The sequence below is a fragment of the Amphibiibacter pelophylacis genome (genome assembly GCF_037688875.1).
Taxonomy (GTDB): Bacteria; Pseudomonadota; Gammaproteobacteria; order Burkholderiales; family Burkholderiaceae_C; genus Amphibiibacter; species Amphibiibacter pelophylacis.
Genome location: NZ_JAWDIE010000004.1, coordinates 105,555 through 123,703, shown reverse-complemented (window position 1 = coordinate 123,703; position 18,149 = coordinate 105,555). Strand labels below are relative to the sequence as shown.

The window sequence follows — 18,149 nt, the reverse complement described above, 5'->3', positions numbered from 1 at the left end:
CACCCCTTTGAAGCGCCGGTCCAGGCGACGCTGCCATGAAATCCCTGCAAGCCCACCACCGCGTCTTCGCGGGCTTTTTTCTTTATTCGTTTTGCCTGGGGGGATTTTTCCCGCGCCTGGCCGAGCTGCAGCGCACCATGGGCGTCACCGAGGGCCAGCTGGGCCTGGGCCTGATCGGTACGGCCATGGGCACGCTGATTTCGCTGACTTTTGGCGGACGCTGGATCGAGCGCCTGGGGCACCGGCGCGTGCTGCTGTGGCTCACGCCCATCGTTCCGGCGTTTTACGCTGTGGCTTCGCACGCCACCGGGCCGCTGGCGCTGTTTCTGTGCCTGCTGCCGGCCGGTCTGCTGATCGGCCTGATCGAGATCGTCGTCAACCTCGAAGCCGACCGGGTCGAGCACCAGGGCGGCGTGCGCATCATGAACCGCGCCCACGCCTTCTGGAGCTTCGGCTTTTTCGGCGCGGGCCTGATCGGCACCCTGGCCGCACGCGTGGGCCTGAGCCCGCAGTGGCACCTGGCGCTGGTTGTGCCGCTGGCGGCTGTGCTGACGATGCTGCTGCTGTCGGGCTTTCAGCCCGCACCGCACCGCGAGGCGCAGGACGCGCCGCCCGAAGCCGCGCATGTGGTGCGGCCTTCGCGCACCATTCTGCTGCTGGTCGCGCTGGTGATGTCGGCCATGGTGATGGAGGGCGCGGGCATCGACTGGTCGGCCATTTACATGCGCGATGTCTTTGGCGCGAGCGCCGTGGTGTCGGGTCTGGCGGTGACGCTGGGGGCCATGTCGCAGGCCCTGGCGCGCTATTTTGCCGACGGCTATGTCGAGCGCTACAGCCCCATCGTCGTGGCGCGCACGCTGCTGGTAACGCTGCTGATCGGCGTGGTGCTGGTGTTTTTCGCCGCCGCGCCCTGGATGGCGCTGCTGGGTTTCGCGCTGATGGGCGTGGGCACCAGCGTGATGTTCCCGCTGGCCATGTCGGCCGCCGCGCAGCTCACCGACAAACCCGCTGCCGTCAACGTCGCGGCGCTGGCGCAGACCTCGTTCGTCAGCTTCCTGCTCGCGCCGCCCCTGCTGGGCTTTGTCGCCCAGCACGCAGGCATCCGCTGGACCTTCGGCATCGGCCTGCCGCTGGTGCTGCTGAGCCTGGCGCTGTCGGGGATTCTGCGGCGGCGGGCTTGAGGGTGCAGACCGACTGACTGCAGCGGGCTACGCAACACATTAAATAGTGCAATGCATCGAAAAATGATTTGTTATGAATTGATTTTGCATTGAACGTCCGTCGCAATCAGGTCTCAAAAGCCGCAAGCCCGCTGAACCCGGGTGAGCCTGGCCCTTCGGGACCGGTCTGGTCTTTTGAACCCCTCTGGAATCACCATGAAAAAAACCCTGTTCGCACTGATCGCTGGTATCGCCCTGACCGGAACGGCGCTGGCCCAGACCGCTATGGCGCCCGCCAAAGATGCCGCTATGACCAAGCCGGCAGCCATGGCCCCGGCTGCGCCAGCCGCTCCGACTGCTGCCCCCAAAGCAGCTCCGTCCAAAATGGCCGCCAAAACGGCTCCGGCCACGGCCCCTGCTGCAGGCGGTGGCGATGGCAAGGTGTGGGTCAACGGCAAGGTCTTCCACTGCGAAGGCACCAAGTACTATGGCAAAACCAAAAAAGGCGAGTACATGACCTTGGCCGATGCCAAGGCCAAGGGCGCGCATGTGGCCAAGGGCCAGACCTGCGACAAATAATCGCATCCGGTTGCGCCTGAATGAAATGGCCCTTCGGGGCCATTTTTTATGGGTGCCCGCGTCCGCTGGCCGGTTTTACGGGTTTCCCGGTTTTTCCCGCTGCCGGATACTGAAACACCTGCTTGAAATAATCCCGGAAGGCTTTCATCGCCGGGCTGTGTTCCTGACCTCGCCGCCAGCCCAGGCCAATATTCATGGTGGGTATGGTTTCGGTGAGATTCAGGGTTTCAATGCGGCCGCCTTCCAGCGACCAGGGGCGGTAAACCATATCCGACAGGATCGTCACGCCTTGGCCATTGGCGACCATGCTGCGCACCGCTTCGACCGAGCTGGTACACAGCCGCACTTTGGGCGTCCACGGGGTATTCGACCAGTATTTGAGCGTGGTGACGTCGGCTTCGTCCACCGTCAGCATGATATAGGGCTGCTGCGCCACGTCGGCCAGGGTGATATCGGCGCGATCCAGCAGCGGGTGCCGGGCGGCCACCCACAAACGCCGCTGCGAGCCAAAAAAAGTTTCCAGCGTCAGATCGGGCAGGGCGGCATTCGAGGTCAGAAGGACGCCCAGATCATACTGCCCGGACATCAGCCCTGATTCAATGCCCGAGCGCGCTACCTCGTGCACCTGAATATCGATGCCGGGGTGGCGTTGCTCGAAGCGCTGTAAATGGTGCGGCAGGAAATACCCCAGCACCGTGTAACTGGCCGCCAGTACCAGCGTGCCCGTCACGGGCGTTTCAGGCGGGGTCAGGCGCAGGGCGTCATCGACCGCGCCCTGCACGGTGTAGGCGTGGCTCAGGAAGCGTCGCCCCATTTCGGTCAGCTCCACGCCCCAGGAATGGCGCTCGAAGAGCGCTTGCCCGAGCAGCGCTTCCAGCTCCTGCACGGCGGTGGTGACGGCCGATTGCGAGATATTGAGCTGGATCGCCGCCTGCGAGATCCGCCCCAGTTCGGCCACTGCCGTGAAGTATCTGAGCTGACGCAGAGAGAAACTCATGGTTAACCCTGGGTGTTGGAAAATAAGATAACGAGCTTTCTGATTATATTACTTTTCAGATTGCTGATGGCTTTCTAGACTGGCCCGACCAGCAACTCACCAGCCCCGCCGGACGACGGCGTGATGCTTATGAAAACATCGATCGATCTGAATTCCGATATGGGCGAGGGTTTCGGCCCCTGGCAGATTGGCGACGGCGTGGACGAAGAGATCATGCCGCTCATCAGCTCGGCCAATATCGCCACCGGCTTTCATGCGGGCGACCCGAATATCATGCGGCGTATGGTTGAACTGGCCCACCAGCATGGCGTGGGCGTGGGCGCGCACCCCGGCTTTCGCGATCTGGTGGGGTTTGGCCGCCGCCCGATCAAGGCGTCCGTGGATGAGCTGGTGAACGATTTCATTTACCAGACGGGTGCGCTGCGCGAATTCACCCGCCTGAATGGCAGCACGCTGCGTCACGTCAAGCCGCACGGTGCGCTGTATATGCACGTGGCGCAGGACGAGGCGCTGTCCACCGCGCTGGTCGATGCCGTCCTGAAAATTGATCCGCAGCTGTACCTGTACTGTATGGCCAGTTCGGTGACCTGGCGTGTGGCCACGCAGCGCGGCCTGCGCGTGGTGCGCGAATTTTATGCCGACCGCGATTACGATCTGAGCGGCTCGATTGTTTTTACCCGCCGCGTTGGTGCGCTGGACCCGCAGGCTGTGGCCGCCAAAGTATTGCGCGCCTGCCGCGAAGGCACGGTGCAGACGGTGGAAGGTGAATCCATGGCGATCGAGTTTGATTCTGTCTGCATACACAGCGATACCCCCGGCGCGCTGGCCCTGATCCAGACCACGCGCGATACCCTGCTGGCGAACGGCATTGCCTTGGCCGCGCACAGCGCCTGATTGATTTTCCGGAGTTGATATGTCTGCCACCCACGAAATTCTCAGCCCCTTGCCGGGCACTTTTTACCGCAGCCCCAGCCCCGAGGCGCCGCCCTTCAAATCCGAAGGCGATGCCGTTGCCGTCGGCGATGTGATTGGCCTGGTCGAGGTGATGAAGCAGTTCAGCGAAATCACCGCCGACGCGGCGGGCACCGTGCTGTCCTTCCCGGCGCCCAGCGGCGAGCCCGTCGATCCGGGCCAGGTGCTGGCCGTGCTGAAGCTGGCGTGAGGCGCACGATGGCGCAGGACCGCTTCGACACTGTGCTGGTCGCCAACCGGGGCGAGATCGCCGTGCGCATCATCCGCGCCGCGCAGGATCTGGGCCTGCGCGCGGTGGCCGTCTACAGCGACGCCGATGCCGACAGCCTGGCCGTCCGCCTGGCCGACGCCGCTGTGCGCATCGGCCCCGCACACGCCAGCAAAAGCTATCTGGACGGCGCGGCGCTGCTGCAGGCCGCCCGCGACAGCGGCGCCGGAGCCATCCACCCAGGCTACGGTTTTCTGTCGGAAAACGCCGCCTTTGCCGAGAGCGTGGAGCAGGCCGGGCTGGTTTTTGTCGGCCCCACGCCGCAGGCCATACGCACCATGGGCGACAAGGCCGCCGCACGCGCCGCCGCCATGGCGGCCGGGGTGCCGACGGTGCCGGGCAGCGCGGGCGAAATCGCCTCTGCCGACGAGGCCGTAGAGGTCGCACTAACCATGGGTTGGCCGGTCATGATCAAGGCCTCGGCGGGGGGTGGCGGGCGCGGCATCCGTGTCGCAAACGACGCGACCGAGTTGCGCCAGCAACTGCCGCAGGCCATCAGCGAGGCCACTGCGGCCTTTGGCCACGGCGGCGTGTATCTGGAGCGATTTATTGCTCGCGCCCGCCACATCGAGGTGCAGATTCTGGGCGATGGCGAGCGCGTCATCCACTGTTTCGAGCGCGAATGTTCGCTGCAGCGCCGCCGTCAGAAGGTCTGGGAGGAGGCGCCTTCGCCGGTGCTGAATGCGGCCACGCGCGCGGCGCTGTGCGATTCCGCGCTGCGCCTGGCGCGCGCCGTGTCCTACCGGGGCGCGGGCACGCTGGAATACCTGTTTGATGAGACCACGGGCGAATTCTTCTTCATCGAGATGAATACGCGCATCCAGGTCGAGCATCCGGTCACCGAAATGGTCACCGGCGTCGATCTGGTGCAGGAAATGATCCGCATCGCGCTGGGCCACCCGCTGCGCCTGCGCCAGGAGGACATCGCCCTGAACGGCGCCGCCATCGAGGTGCGCATCAACGCCGAAAACGCCGCGCGCAACTTCTTCCCCAGTCCCGGCCAGGTCAGCGCGCTGCGCGTGCCCGGTGGCCCCGGCGTGCGCTTTGACACCCTGATGTTCGCGGGCTGCAGCGTCCCGGCTTACTACGATTCGCTGCTGGGCAAGCTGATCGTGCACGCGCACGACCGCCCGGCGGCGCTGCGCCGTCTGCGCCGCGCGCTGGGCGAGCTGCAGGTCGAGGGCGTGCACACCACGGCGCCGCTGCACCTGGCGCTGTGCACTGCGCCCGAAGTGGTCGCGGCGCAGTTCCACACCGGCTTTCTGGAGCCCTGGCTGGCCTCGCATCCGCTGACTTCTCCCGCACAAACTGCACAAACCGCACCCAACTCCGCCGCAAAACCAGGAGACCCCGCATGAGTCCCACCCCCGCAGCGGCCCCCAGCCGCTACACCTTTGGCGGCGACGAGCACGTTTTCGTCGAAATCAGCGAATCCATGTCGCTGCCCGCCTTCTTCAAAGGCATGGCGATCTGCACCGCGCTGCGCGAGCGCGCCCTGCCGGGCGTGAGCGAAATCTGCCCGGCCAACGCCTCTTTCCAGGTCCGCTTTGACCCGGACGTGATCGCGCCGGACGACATGGTGCGGGTGATGCAGGAGATCGAGCAGTCGGTCGGCGACGCGCCAGGCGATCTGGCCACGCGCATCATCGAGGTGCCGGTGCTCTACAACGACCCCTGGACGCACGAAACCCTGATGCGCTTTCGCGAGCGCCACCAGGACCCGTCCAGCACCGATCTGGAATATGCCGCGCGCATCAACCATTTCAGCTCGGTGGCAGATTTCATCGAAGCGCATTCCAGCGCGCCGTGGTTTGTTTCCATGGTCGGCTTTGTGGCCGGCTTGCCGTTTCTCTTCCAGATGGTTGAGCGCGAGCGCCAGCTGGAAGTGCCCAAATACCTCAGCCCGCGCACCGATACGCCCAAACTGACGCTGGGTTATGGCGGCTGCTTCAGCTGCATCTATTCGGTGCGTGGCGCGGGCGGTTATCAGATGTTTGGCGTGACGCCCGCACCGATATTCGATCCGGCGCAGAAACTGCCTTATCTGAAAGACATGATGGTGTTTTTCAAACCTGGCGATATCGTCAAATGGAAACCCATCGACCGCGCCGAATATGACCGCATCCTGGCCGAAGTCGAAGCGGGCACTTATACGCTGCCCATGCGTCCGGTGACTTTCTCGCTGCCGGAATTTCTGGCCGCCCCGGATTCCTACAACCAGAAACTGCTGCAGGTGCTCCATGGCGATTGAGATCATCAAGCCCGGTCTGGCCACCACCGTCCAGGACGCGGGCCGTCCCGGTTATTACCACCTGGGGATTCCGCTGTCAGGCGCCATGGACCAGGAAAACTATCAGCAGGCCAACGCGCTGGTCGGCAACCCGGACGGCGCAGCGGTGCTGGAATGTACGCTGATGGCGCCCGAGCTGCGCTTTGACGCGCCCGCCTTGGTGGCTCTGACGGGCGCTCAGTGCGTGCCGCGCCTGAACGGCGCCGAGGTGCCGCTGTACACCAGCTTTGCGGTGCAGGCGGGCGATACGCTGGCGTTTGATTTCTTCCGCCTGGGCGCGCGGCTTTACATCGCGGTGGCGGGCGGCATTGCGGTGCCCGAGGTACTGGGCAGCCGATCGACCTATGGTCTGGGCGCTTTTGGCGGCCTGGACGGGCGGCGCCTGCAGGCGGGCGATGTCCTGCCCGTGGGCCAGCCCAGCCCGGCGGCGCGCCCCGGCCGGACGCTGGACGCGGCGCTGCGCCTGCCCCTGAGCAAGGCGGTCGAACTGCGCGTGCTGCCCGGCCTGTACTTCCACCGCCTGCAGGACGAATCGGTGCAGAGCTTTTTCGCCGACACCTGGCGCGTCGCGCCCGAGGCCGACCGCATCGGCTACCGCTTCAAGGGCGGCACGCCGCTGAAGTTCCACGAGCGCACGCCGCCTTTTGGCGCAGGCTCGGACCCGTCCAACATCGTCGACGCGGGCTACCCCTATGGTTCCATCCAGGTCCCGGCGGGCAAGGAGCCCATCATCCTGCACCGTGACGCGGTCTCGGGCGGCGGCTACGCCATGGTCGGCACCGTCATCAGCGCCGACATGGACCTGATCGCCCAGATGCAGCCCAACCACACGGCGCGCTTCGTCCGGGTCGATATGGCCCAGGCGCTGGCCGCCCGCGCTGAGCGCCGCGCAAGGCTGGAGAGGCAGAGGGCGGCGCTGGGGTGAACTGTCCGGGTGAACTGTCGAGGTGAGGGTTGGCTCGCAGGCTGACGCCAGCGTCTTGCAGGTTTTCTATCAGTCCTGCACAATCTGACGGGGAAATTCCCCGGATGGATGAAGGACGGCACCATGCAGAGCATGACCCTGGAACAGTTGCGTGCGTCAGCCCGTACGGGCGGCGTGTCGGGGGTCACCCTGCGGGGCGATGGCGGCGGTTTTCTGGTTGAAATTGCCACCCGCAGCGGTCAGGACGCCTTTCTGGCCAAGGCGCGCAGCACTGAGCCGCGGCGTTTCGGTAACCCCACGTCCGCACTGACCGTGCTGCGTGATGTGGGCATTGTCGTGACCACACTGGATGCCACACACTGGATCCCGGGCCACAAGGCCATGAGCCACAGTCGGCAAAGCCGGGCGCAGGCGCTGCGCAGTGCCCATGAAGCTGCGGCCTACAACCAGTGGCTGGCTGCAGAGATTCAGGCGGCTATCGATGACCCGCGCCCCAGCCTGGCGCATGACGAGGTGATGGCCGAAATGGACGCCCAGATCGACGCCCATCTTGCTGCCCCGAGCCCTTCGGCCTCCGCATGACCGGTGTGCCTTACCGGATTGAATGGCGGCCCGCGGCCCGCGATGATCTGGAAGGCCTTGTTCACCACATCGCCCGGGACAGTCCGCTGGCTGCTGTGCGATTCGGCCAGAAGCTGCACGATCAGACGCTGCTGCTGGCGCTGCAGCCTGAGCTGGGTCGCACGGGTCGGCCCGGTCTGCCGGGTTTCCTGCGCGAATGGGTGGCCCACCCGAACTACCTCATTTTTTACCGCGTGCTGGAACAGACCCGAACGGTTCAGATCCTGCGGGTCAAGCACGTGGCGCGGCAGGCGCCGTGATCTGGGAGCCCCAGACTTCCCAAGCCCGCAACCCCGCTTGCCCAGTCAGGCAGGGCTTTGGCCCGTGCGCTGCGGCATGATGGCGACCTGATCGCTGTCATGCTGGAGAGCCCGACCATGAGCCTTGCTCCCGATTCATCCGCCGCTTCTGATTCCGCTGAATCCGCCCACCCGCAGGCCCTGAAAGGCATCCGGGTGCTGGAAATGGGCCAGCTGATTGCCGGGCCTTTCGCCGCGCGGTTGCTGGGCGAGTTTGGCGCCGAGGTGATCAAGATCGAGCCGCCCGGCACGGGCGATCCGCTGCGCAAGTGGCGGCTGCTGGACGAGACGGGCAATTCGGTCTGGTGGGCCGCGCAGTCGCGCAACAAACAGTCGGTGGCGCTGGACCTGCGCCAGGCGCCCGCGCAGGATCTGGTGCGCCGCCTGCTGGTGGACTGCGATGTGCTGATCGAAAACTTCCGCCCGGGCACGCTGGAGCAGTGGGGCCTGGGCTGGGACGAGATCTCAACAATCAACCCCGGCCTGATCCTGCTGCGCGTGTCGGGCTACGGGCAGGACGGCCCCTACCGCGACCGGCCCGGCTTTGGCGTGGTTGCCGAAGCCATGGGCGGCCTGCGCCACCTGTGCGGCGAGCCGGGGCGCACGCCGGTGCGGGTGGGTGTGTCGATCGGCGATTCGCTGGCCGGTCTGCACGGCGTGATCGGCGTGCTGCTGGCGCTGCGCCACCGCGACCAGCCCCCCGGCGGCGGGCGCGGGCGAGGCGGCGGCCAGGTGATCGACGTGGCGCTCTACGAGGCGGTTTTCAGCATGATGGAAAGCCTGATCCCCGAGTACAGCGCCTTTGGCGCCGTGCGCCAGGCGGCCGGCAGCAGCCTGCCGGGCATCGCGCCGACCAACGCTTACCGCTGCCAGGACGGTCGCTACGCGCTGATCGCGGGCAACGGCGACAGCATTTTCCGCCGCCTGATGGCCCTGATTGGTCGGCCTGATCTGGGCGCTGACCCGCTGCTCGCGCACAACGACGGGCGTGTGGCGCAGGTCGAGCGCCTGGACGCGGCGATTGGCGACTGGGCTGCGCAGCTCCCGCTGGAGGCGGTGCTGGACGCCCTGAACGGCGCGGGCATCCCGGCCGGGAAGATTTACGACGCGGCCGATATCGCCCGCGATCCGCACTACCAGGCGCGCGGCATGCTGCGCGAGGCGCAACTGCCCGGTGGCCAGACGGTGACCGTGCCCGGCGTGGTGCCGCGCCTGAGCGTCACGCCCGGCTCGCTGCGCACCGAAGCGCCCCGGCTGGGTCAGCACACCGACCAGGTGCTGCGCGGCATGGGCCTGACCGCCGGGCAGATCGCCGAGCTGCGCCAGCAGGGCATCATTGGCTGAACACCTCAAGGAGATCTCCATGCCCCTGATCGACCACCTGGACCACCTGGTGCTGACCTGCACCGACCCCGAAGCCACCCGCCACTTCTACACCGAAGTGATGCAGATGCAGCTGGAAACCTTTGGCGCGGGCCGCCTGGCGTTCAAGTTCGGCCACCAGAAAATCAACCTGCACGTGCGCGGTGCCGAGTTCGAGCCCAAAGCCCATCTGCCCGTGCCCGGCGCGCTGGACCTGTGCTTCATCGCCAGCGTGCCCCTGGCTGAGGTCATCGCCCACCTCGAGCGCTGCCGCTGGCCCATCGTCGAAGGCCCGGTCGAGCGCACGGGCGCCACGCAGAAGATTCGCTCGGTCTACGTGCGCGACCCCGATCTCAACCTGATCGAGATTTCCGAGCTGATCTGACGCTGCGCCCCCTGGCGCTGCACGGGTGGGCCTTCAGAACGAACGCGGCAGGCCCAGCACGTGCTCGGCGATGTGGGCGTAGATCAGGTTGGTGGAGATCGGCGCGACCTGGTAGAGCCGGGTTTCGCGGAACTTGCGCTCCACGTCGTACTCGTGCGCGAAGCCGAATCCGCCGTGCGTCTGCAGACAGACGTTGGCCGCCTCCCACGAGGCCTTGGCGGCTAGGAATTTGGCCATATTGGCCTGCGCCCCGCAGTCCTGGCCCGCGTCAAAACGGCGGCAGGCCTCGAAGCGCATCAGGTTGGCGGCCTGCAGCTCGATCCAGCTGTCGGCCAGCGGGAACTGCACGCCCTGGTTCTGGCCGATGGGGCGGCCAAACACCACGCGGTCGCGGGCGTAGGCGGTGCCCTTGTCCATAAACCACAGGCCGTCGCCGATGCACTCGGCGGCGATCAGCGTGCGCTCGGCGTTCAGGCCGTCCAGGATGTAGCGAAAGCCTTCGCCTTCCTCGCCGATCAGGTTCTCGGCCGGGACTTCCAGGTCGGTGAAGAAGAGCTCGCTGGTCTCGTGGTTGACCATGTTGGCGATGGGCCGCACGTCCAGGCCGTGGCCGATGGCATCGCGCAAGTCGACCAGAAACACCGACAGCCCCTGCGAGCGCCGCCGCACCTGATCCAGCGGCGTGGTGCGCGCCAGCACGATCATCAGGTCAGAGTGCAGCACGCGGGAGATCCACACCTTCTGCCCGTTCAGCACGTAGCGGTCGCCTTTGCGGGTGGCCGTGGTCTTGAGCTGCGTGGTGTCGGTGCCGGTGGTCGGCTCGGTCACCGCCATGGACTGGATGCGCAGGCGCCCGGCGGCGATCTCGGGCAGGTAGCGCTGTTTCTGCGCATCGCTGCCGTGGCGCAACAGCGTCCCCATGTTGTACATCTGGCCGTGGACCGCCCCGGCGTTGGCGCCGCAGCGGTTGATTTCTTCCATGATGACGCTGGCCTCGGTCAGGCCCAGGCCCGAACCGCCGAACTCCTGCGGGATCATGGCGGCCAGCCAGCCGGCCTGCATCAGCGCGTCCACAAAGGCGTCGGGGTAGGCGGCGCGCGCGTCGATGTCGCGGAAATAGGCGGATGGGAAGGCGGCGCACAGGCTGCGCACGCCGTCGCGGATGTCGCTGCACACGCCTTCGTGCGGATCGGGCTGCGGCGGGCGGGGCGTCTGGGGCGTGCGGGTCGTCTGGGCGCTCATGCGGCGTCTCCTTGAGGGGCGATCGTGGCGGTGGCCTGCATGGTCACCTCGCCGCGCGCGTTGCGCGTCCACAGATCAATCTGTTGGGGATCACCCGCCTGCGGCGCGCCGTGGACCGAGAAGGTTTCGGTGTCGAACACCGGCTGCAGGGCGCGAAAGGCAAACGCCGTCACCGTGGCCTGGGGCCACTGGCGGCGCAGCAGATCGAGCAGCAGCGTGGCGATCAAAGGGCCGTGGACGATGAGGCCGGGGTAGCCTTCGACCTGCGTCACGTAGCGGCGGTCGTAGTGGATGCGGTGGCCGTTGAAGGTCAGCGCGCTGTAGCGAAAGAGCAGCACGTCGTCCGGCACGATGTCGCGCGACCAGACGCCATCGGTGCGCGCAGGCTGGGGCGCGGGTGGGGCCTCGCCGGGGCGGGCGGCGTCGCGGTAAACGATATCGTGCTCTTCGATCAGCGCCACGCCGTCGGCGTCCGCGACCTTGTGACGGACCAGCACGAAGACCAGGTCACCGCTGCGCCCGCGCTTGTGCGTGACGCTCTCGATGGTGGACGTGCGGCTGACCAACTGCCCGGCGCGCAGCGGGCGCAGGAACTCGAAGCGCCCACCCGCCCACATGCGGCGCGGCAGCGGCACGGGCGGCAGGAAGCCGCCGCGCAACGGGTGGCCGTCCGGCCCGATCTGCGACTGGCGCGCCATGGGCAGAAAGTACAGCCAGTGCCACAGCGGCGGCAGGGCGTCGCCCGCCTGGGGCGGCGCATCGTCGCGGTCCAGCGTGGCCGACAGCGCAGCCATGGGCGCCAGCGTCAGGGTGTCGTGCTGCGTTTGGCTGCGGCCCACCCAGCTTTGCAGGTGGGCGATGTCGAGGGCGGGGGGCGATGCCTCCGGCGTGGCCCGGGTCCGTTCAGCCCGAGTATCCCGATTCATGGCGCTTCCTTCCGAATCAGACCGAAGCCAGTTTCAGGCCAATAATGCCCGCCACGATCAGCGCCAGGCTGGCCAGACGCATCATACTGGCCGGTTCGCCCAGCAGGATAATGCCCAGAATCGCTGTGCCCACCGCGCCCACGCCCACCCAGACGGCATAGGCCGTGCCGACCGGCAGCGATTTCATCGCCACACCCAGCAGCCCCAGGCTGATGATCATGGACAGCACCGTGCCCACCGTGGGCCACAGCCGCGTGAAACCTTCGGTGTATTTCAGCCCGATGGCCCAGCCAATTTCGAAAAGCCCGGCGATGATGAGGATGATCCAGTTCATGTTTTGTCTCCTGACTCGACCCAGATCGCCCGGAAATCATTCACGTTGGTGTGCGTCGGCCCGGTGACGAGCAGGTCGTCCAGGGCGTTGAAGAAAGGCCAGGCGTCGTGGCGGTGCAGGTGGTCGCGGGCGCTGAGGCCCAAGGCTGCGGCGCGGGCCAGTGTGTCGGGGTTGACGAAGGCGCCGGCGTTGGATTCGACGCCATCGATGCCGTCGGTGTCGGCGGCCAGCGCCCAGATGCCGGGCGCGCCCTGCAGGGCGTGGGCCAGGGCCAGAGCGAATTCGCTGCCCCGGCCGCCCCGGGGAGCGGCCTGTCCGGGCGGCGTGGGCGGCAGTGTGACGGTGGTTTCGCCGCCACTGAGCAGCACGCACGGCGGCTTGAAGCAGCTGTCGCCGCGTGCGCTGCTGAGCGCCAGCGCGGCGTGGACGCGGCCCACTTCGGCCGACTCGCCCTCGATCACGTCCGACAGGATGTGCGCCGTGACGCCCAGCTCGCGGGCGCGCTGCGCGGCCGCCTGCAGCGACTGCAGCGGGGTGGCGATGAGTTCGCAGCGGTGCGTGGCGAAGGCGGGGTGATCGGGCGCGGGCGTTTCCAGCGCGCCGCTGGCCAGGGCTGCGCGCACGGCGTCCGGTACGGTCAGGCCGTAGCGGTCGATGATGGCCAGGGCGTCCGCGCAGGTGCTGGCGTCGGGCAGGGTGGGACCGCTGGCGATGGTGCCGGGATCGTCGCCCGGCACGTCGCTGATTGCCAGCGTCAGCACGGGCGCCAGGCCCGCTGCCAGCGCCAGGCGCCCGCCCTTGATGGCCGACAGGTGCTTGCGCACCGTGTTCATGGCCTCGATGGGCGCGCCGCTGGCCAGCAGTTCGCGGTGAATGCGCTGCTTGTCGGCCAGCGTCAGGCCGTCCACCGGCAGGCACAGCAGGGCCGAGCCGCCGCCTGACATCAACGCGATCACCAGATCATCTGGCCCCGGATTCTGCTGCCGCAGCCAGTCCAGCTGCAGGCGCGCAGCCTGTTCGCTGCGTGCATCGGGCACGGGGTGACGCGCCTCGTGGACGGTGATGCGCTGCGGCGTGCCCGGCGTCCGGGGCGGAATGTGGCCATCCCGGGTGACGACATGGCCGCTCAGCGGTGCGTCCAGCGGCCAGAGCGCTTCAAGCGCCTGCGCCATCGCTGCCGAGCCCTTGCCCGCACCCACCACCAGCGTGCGCCCCTTGGGCGGTGGCGGCAGGAAGGCGGGCAGGCGCAGGCGGGGCTGGGCGGCGTCCACGGCCGCGTCAAAAAGCTGGCGCAGCAGGGCGCGGGGGTGGGCGGTCTGGGCGCTCATGGGATTTCAGCGCAGCAGCGTGCGCGACTGTTTCAGCGCGGCGCTGCCCGCTTTGGGCTGCACCGAGGCGTTGTCGGGGTAGCTGCGGCCATCGAAGTTCAGCAGCACCTCGCCGCTGCCTTTGCTGTGCACGATCAGCGACGACCAGCCCTTGCTGCGCGTCTTCGCCAGCCGCACCGGGGTGTCCGCCACGCTGGTGTCACCGACAAGATGGAACTCGTGCGCGCTGCCCCGAAACACCAGCAGCGTGCAGCCGCCGGAGCCGCACCAGTCGCGTCCGCCCAGCAGCACAACGGCGTCAGGGCGGCCGTCGCGGTTCAGATCGACGCGCGCGGTGCGAAACGGCGGTACTTTGCTGGCGCCTTTGGATTTGACGAACTCGGCCACGGCGTCCGACACCGTGTGGCCCGAACAGGCCTGCGCGGCGGGGGCGGCGGCCAGCAGCAGGGCGGCGCACAAGGCCAGCGGGGTGGCGGTTCTGGGAAGATAGGGCATGGGTGTTCCTTGGGGTGATGGCGCTGTCAGTATCAACGATCCTCACGGGTGTGCCAAAGCCGCAGCACGTAGAGCGCCTTGCTGGTCCACTTCAGCTTCATCGGCGTGGTAGCGGGATCGGCTGGTCAGTGCCCAGGCTCTGGGCCCATGTCTGCACAGCTTCATGATCGATGACGCGACCAGCCGCCACGTCCGCCATCGCATCGAGGGTGAGGCTATCGCGCGCCTCCGGCTGGGTGATCCAGGCTTCCAGACTGGATTCGGGTAAGCGGTTCATACCGCTGATTGTCCCACTCCACGCGGCGGGTAGAGACCCGGATTAGCCCTGACCGATGCCGCTGCGGGCTTTTGCACCAACAAAAAAGCCACCCCTCCGGGTGGCTCTTTCCAGTCAGCGCAGCGCTCTGATCAGTGGAACTGTTCTTCTTCGGTCGAGCCGGTCAGGGCCTTCACGCTGGACGAACCGCCCTGGATGACGGTGGTCACGTCGTCGAAGTAGCCTGCGCCGACTTCCTGCTGGTGCGAGACGAAGGTGTAGCCTTTTTCGCGGGCCTTGAATTCCTGTTCCTGCACCTGCTCGACGTAGTGCTTCATGCCCTCGCCGCGCGCATAGGCGTGGGCGAACTGGAAGGTGTTGTACCAGTTGATGTGGATGCCCGCCAGGGTGATGAACTGGTATTTGTAACCCAGCGCCGACAGCTCGTCCTGAAAAGAGGCGATCTGCGCGTCGTTGAGGTTTTTCTTCCAGTTGAAGCTGGGCGAGCAGTTGTAGCTCAGCAGCTTGCCGGGGCAGGCGGCGTGCACGGCCTGGGCGAATTCGCGGGCGAAGCCGATGTCGGGCACGCCGGTTTCGCACCACACCAGGTCGGCGTAGGGGGCGTAGGCCACGCCACGGCTGATGGCCTGCTCCAGACCGTTCTTCACGCGGTAGAAGCCCTCTTGCGTGCGCTCGCCGGTCAGGAAGGCCTTGTCGTTGGCGTCGTGATCGGAGGTGATCAGGTTGGCGGCTTCGGCGTCGGTGCGCGCCAGGATGATGGTGGGCACGCCCATGACGTCGGCGGCGAAGCGCGCGGCGACCAGCTTCTCGATGGCTTCCTGCGTGGGCACCAGCACCTTGCCGCCCATGTGGCCGCACTTCTTCACGGCGGCCAGCTGGTCTTCAAAGTGCACGCCAGCGGCGCCAGCGGCGATCATGTTCTTCATCAGTTCGAAGGCGTTCAGCACGCCGCCGAAACCGGCTTCCGCGTCGGCCACGATGGGCAGGAAGTAATCGACAAAGTCCTTGTCGCCGGGGTTGATGTCGCGGCTCCACTGGATTTCGTCGGCGCGCTTGAAGGTGTTGTTGATGCGGCGCACCATGGTCGGCACCGAGTCGTAGGCGTACAGCGACTGGTCGGGGTACATGGTCTCGGAGGTGTTGCCGTCGGCGGCGACCTGCCAGCCCGACAGGTACACCGCTTCCAGACCGGCCTTGGCCTGCTGCATGGCCTGGCCAGCGGTGATGGCGCCAAAGGCGTTCACATAGCCCTTGGCGGCTTCGCCGTTGACCAGCGCCCACAGGCGCTCGGCGCCACGGCGGGCCAGGGTGTATTCGGGCTGCAGGCTGCCACGCAGACGAACGACGTCTTCAGCGCTGTAAGGCCGTTTCACGGACGACCAGCGGCTGTTGTCAGCCCAGTCTTTTTTGAGGGCAGCGATCTGCTGTTCACGGGTGGCTTGTGTCATGGAAAGCTCCTTGGAAGGCTTGGAAGAGAAGGATGGAAGAGGGCGGTTCAGGGCGATTGCGGGTGAAAGCGGTTCGCCTGAAGCGGATCGCCGCATTCTAACGCCACTATCAAAGACAACTTATGTCTTATATAAGATTGGAGCAAAAAAATGCTGAAGACAGGCTTCAGCAGGTTCTGAATCAGGGCGGGCGCCGGGGTTCCGCTGTTCCGTCAATGGTGGCGGCCCCGGCGTGGCGTTCAGGTCAGGGGATCAAGGGGCAGTGGGTCAGGGCGCCGGAACCGCCACGATGCGGTGCGCGGCCTGCCAGCGGCTGGATTGCCAGTCGCCGCTGGGCAGGCGCAGGCGGTGCGTTGCGCTGTCCGACTGCTCGACCAGGAAGCGGAGGGGCGTGGCGCGGCCGCTGGCATCGACGGCGTGGACGAAGTAGCGGGTCTGGCTGTCCAGCACGGCGTCATTGCCGAAGGTGAACGTGGCCGGCGTACCGCGCGCCACCGTTCCGTCCAGCGTCAGGGCGTTCAGCGAGCGGGCCACAGGCACGAGGCCCTGAGCGTCCTGGCTGATCTGCAGGTAGGCGGCCGGAAAAGTGGCGCCCGGAATCAGACCGCCCGCCTGCAGCTGCAGCTTCTGGATGCGCCAGCGCGGCGCTGTGCTGGCGTCGGTGTCGCCCGCCAGGCCCAGATCAAAGCCGGTGTACGTGCCGTGGCCACCGGTGGCCAGCGGGGCAGAGGGCGTCAGCAGGCGCGTGCCTTCGGGCGGTGCGGCGGTGGTGATCTGCACGCTGGGCTGCCAGCCGCTGTCGATGACGCGGCCGCCTTTGCCCAGCAGCTGCAGCGCACCGTCAGCCCCGGGGCTGGCCCGGAAGCGCGCCCAGGCCGGCTGGCCCTGGGCGGTCACAAACACCAGGCGGTAGCGCGCCTGGCGGTCCAGCCAGGTGTCGGGCGCGAACAGGAAAGGCATGTCCTGATCCATCAGCGCGGCGGGCGCGATGGCGTTCTGCGAGGTGGCCACCGGGCGCAGGGGCAGGCCGTCGCCGGATTCCTGCCAGATCTGCGCGTTCACGGGCGTGGTGTCGGCAGCCACGCTCGTGCTGCCGCCGATCAGGCGGATGCGGTCCAGCAGCACCAGGCGCTGGGGCGCAGCCTCGCGCTGGCTGACTGTCAGCGCGGCGGCATCCAGCGCAAAGCGCAGACCGGTGTAATAGCCCTGACCGGTCGGCGCTGCATTCTGCCAGCGCACGCTGTTGGGGAAGGCCATCAGTTGGCCCAGCTCGCGGGCGTAGCGGCAGCCGATGTCCAGCTGGTCGATCGCATTGAAGTGCACGCCATCCCAAAGCGGTGTGCCCTGCGTGGGCACCCAGGCGTAGCGCTGGGGCTGCTGCTGCACCAGGCCGCGGAACTGCGCGACCGTCACGGGCCAGGCGGTGCCTTTGGGTCGGGTGGGTTCGCCCAGAACGGCCACCAGGGGCTTGGCCGCACCCAGATCGTGGCCCAGACGATCCACCAGGCGCTGCAGGCGCACGGCGGTCTGGCTGGCCTCGGCATCGGTGTTGGATTCGCCCTGCAGGTACATCAGCGCTGACCAGGTCGGGGTCACCCCGGCCGGGAGCTTGCCCACCGCCGTGCGGAAGGTGGAGATCACCTTGGTGTAGGCGTGGTGATCGGCCGAATCCGGATCCCACAGGCCGTTACCGCCCCCGCCGCGCGAGGCCTTGACGATGCCGAACTGGCGGTAGCCCTGGGCGAGGGCGCAGCGCGCCATACCCACTTCGGGGCCCCACAGCGCGGTGCCTTTGCCCACGTAGATGTAGTTGGGCTGGGCCACGATGGGGCCCCAGGCCGTGGCGCCACCCAGAGCGGCATCGTCCGATGGGGAGGGGCCTGCAAAGTTGTCCCACCAGAAATACTTCCAGCCGGGCTGCTCGCTGGGGAACTGGCCCAGCCGCAAGCTGGAGGGCAGCGCGGCCGGGGTGTTGCCCAGCGTGCCCAGCGAGTTGGATTGGCCGGTCAGGCCGATCAGGTACAGCGGTTCGGCCTGCGCGGCGTGCAGCGGCACGAGGGCCAGAGCGGCCAGGCTGGCGAGTGCCAGAACGGTGGGTTTCAGGGAGATTCGGGGCATGGGGGGAGACGCGGGCAGCGCGGAAGTCAGCGGAATTCGCGTGAAAATATCACGCGCCAGCCGTTGACGGGAACTTTATGCCCCGGCTCGCCACGCTGTCGCTGCCGCGCGACAGCTGCGGCC

19 protein-coding genes are annotated in these 18,149 nt (G+C 67.1%); 11 read left to right on the top strand and 8 right to left on the bottom strand.

The features are described from left to right. Positions 1-35: 35 nt before the first annotated feature. Together RV045_RS03790 and RV045_RS03785 are read left to right on the top strand one after the other, a co-directional pair. On the top strand, positions 36-1,181 hold the full coding sequence (locus tag RV045_RS03790; RefSeq protein ID WP_423234437.1) for an MFS transporter: 1,146 nt from the start codon (positions 36-38) through the stop codon (positions 1,179-1,181). A 195-nt stretch (positions 1,182-1,376) separates the two neighbouring features. Further along, the gene (locus tag RV045_RS03785; RefSeq protein ID WP_423234436.1) at positions 1,377-1,739 is read left to right on the top strand and encodes a signal protein; all 363 of its coding nucleotides are present in this window, start codon (positions 1,377-1,379) and stop codon (positions 1,737-1,739) included. 46 nt (positions 1,740-1,785) lie between these two features. Here RV045_RS03785 and RV045_RS03780 read toward each other — a convergent pair whose 3' ends face one another. Further along, a complete protein-coding gene (locus tag RV045_RS03780) occupies positions 1,786-2,736 on the bottom strand; it encodes a LysR family transcriptional regulator (protein ID WP_423234435.1) in 951 nt (316 codons plus the stop codon). Positions 2,737-2,859: 123 nt separating this feature from the next. Here RV045_RS03780 and RV045_RS03775 point away from each other — a divergent pair, with 123 nt between their 5' ends. The 9 genes from RV045_RS03775 (at position 2,860) to RV045_RS03735 (ending at position 9,858) form a co-directional block, all read left to right on the top strand. Continuing rightward, positions 2,860-3,630, top strand: coding sequence for a 5-oxoprolinase subunit PxpA (locus RV045_RS03775; protein ID WP_423234434.1), 771 nt, complete (start codon positions 2,860-2,862; stop codon positions 3,628-3,630). Positions 3,631-3,649: 19 nt separating this feature from the next. Continuing rightward, entirely contained in the window at positions 3,650-3,898 is a 249-nt protein-coding gene (locus tag RV045_RS03770) for an acetyl-CoA carboxylase (RefSeq protein ID WP_423234433.1), read from the top strand. A gap of 8 nt (positions 3,899-3,906) precedes the next feature. Continuing rightward, positions 3,907-5,334, top strand: a complete 1,428-nt coding sequence (locus RV045_RS03765) for an acetyl-CoA carboxylase biotin carboxylase subunit (RefSeq protein WP_423234488.1) — start codon at positions 3,907-3,909, stop codon at positions 5,332-5,334. Continuing rightward, complete coding sequence (locus RV045_RS03760; protein ID WP_423234432.1) at positions 5,331-6,227, top strand: 5-oxoprolinase subunit B family protein; 897 nt, start codon at positions 5,331-5,333, stop codon at positions 6,225-6,227. Before RV045_RS03765 ends, RV045_RS03760 begins: the two co-directional genes overlap by 4 nt. Then, the gene (locus RV045_RS03755; protein ID WP_423234431.1) at positions 6,217-7,191 is read left to right on the top strand and encodes a 5-oxoprolinase subunit C family protein; all 975 of its coding nucleotides are present in this window, start codon (positions 6,217-6,219) and stop codon (positions 7,189-7,191) included. Before RV045_RS03760 ends, RV045_RS03755 begins: the two co-directional genes overlap by 11 nt. Positions 7,192-7,314: 123 nt before the next feature. Continuing rightward, positions 7,315-7,773, top strand: coding sequence for a type II toxin-antitoxin system RelB family antitoxin (relB, locus tag RV045_RS03750; RefSeq protein WP_423234430.1), 459 nt, complete (start codon positions 7,315-7,317; stop codon positions 7,771-7,773). After that, positions 7,770-8,072: a type II toxin-antitoxin system RelE/ParE family toxin gene (locus RV045_RS03745; RefSeq protein WP_423234429.1), complete on the top strand. Its 303-nt coding sequence runs from the start codon at positions 7,770-7,772 to the stop codon at positions 8,070-8,072. Before relB ends, RV045_RS03745 begins: the two co-directional genes overlap by 4 nt. A gap of 117 nt (positions 8,073-8,189) precedes the next feature. Further along, complete coding sequence (locus RV045_RS03740) at positions 8,190-9,455, top strand: CaiB/BaiF CoA transferase family protein (protein WP_423234428.1); 1,266 nt, start codon at positions 8,190-8,192, stop codon at positions 9,453-9,455. Between the two features lie 19 nt (positions 9,456-9,474). Further along, positions 9,475-9,858, top strand: coding sequence for a VOC family protein (locus RV045_RS03735; RefSeq protein WP_423234427.1), 384 nt, complete (start codon positions 9,475-9,477; stop codon positions 9,856-9,858). A gap of 33 nt (positions 9,859-9,891) precedes the next feature. Here the strand turns inward: RV045_RS03735 and RV045_RS03730 are convergent, their stop codons facing one another. The 7 genes from RV045_RS03730 to RV045_RS03700 all read right to left on the bottom strand — a co-directional run bounded on the left by RV045_RS03730 (position 9,892) and on the right by RV045_RS03700 (position 18,026). After that, positions 9,892-11,100, bottom strand: coding sequence for an acyl-CoA dehydrogenase family protein (locus RV045_RS03730; protein WP_423234426.1), 1,209 nt, complete (start codon positions 11,098-11,100; stop codon positions 9,892-9,894). Then, on the bottom strand, positions 11,097-12,026 hold the full coding sequence (locus RV045_RS03725) for an HTD2 family dehydratase (protein WP_423234425.1): 930 nt from the start codon (positions 12,024-12,026) through the stop codon (positions 11,097-11,099). The genes RV045_RS03730 and RV045_RS03725 overlap by 4 nt, the downstream gene beginning before the upstream one ends. Positions 12,027-12,042: 16 nt before the next feature. Then, the gene (sugE, locus tag RV045_RS03720) at positions 12,043-12,360 is read right to left on the bottom strand and encodes a quaternary ammonium compound efflux SMR transporter SugE (protein ID WP_423234424.1); all 318 of its coding nucleotides are present in this window, start codon (positions 12,358-12,360) and stop codon (positions 12,043-12,045) included. Beyond that, a complete protein-coding gene (locus RV045_RS03715) occupies positions 12,357-13,688 on the bottom strand; it encodes a glycerate kinase type-2 family protein (protein WP_423234423.1) in 1,332 nt (443 codons plus the stop codon). The genes sugE and RV045_RS03715 overlap by 4 nt, the downstream gene beginning before the upstream one ends. Positions 13,689-13,694: 6 nt before the next feature. After that, positions 13,695-14,183: a hypothetical protein gene (locus tag RV045_RS03710; protein ID WP_423234422.1), complete on the bottom strand. Its 489-nt coding sequence runs from the start codon at positions 14,181-14,183 to the stop codon at positions 13,695-13,697. A 408-nt stretch (positions 14,184-14,591) separates the two neighbouring features. Continuing rightward, positions 14,592-15,908, bottom strand: a complete 1,317-nt coding sequence (aceA, locus tag RV045_RS03705) for an isocitrate lyase (protein ID WP_423234421.1) — start codon at positions 15,906-15,908, stop codon at positions 14,592-14,594. Between the two features lie 267 nt (positions 15,909-16,175). Next, entirely contained in the window at positions 16,176-18,026 is a 1,851-nt protein-coding gene (locus tag RV045_RS03700) for a sialate O-acetylesterase (protein WP_423234420.1), read from the bottom strand. Positions 18,027-18,149 lie beyond the last annotated feature (123 nt).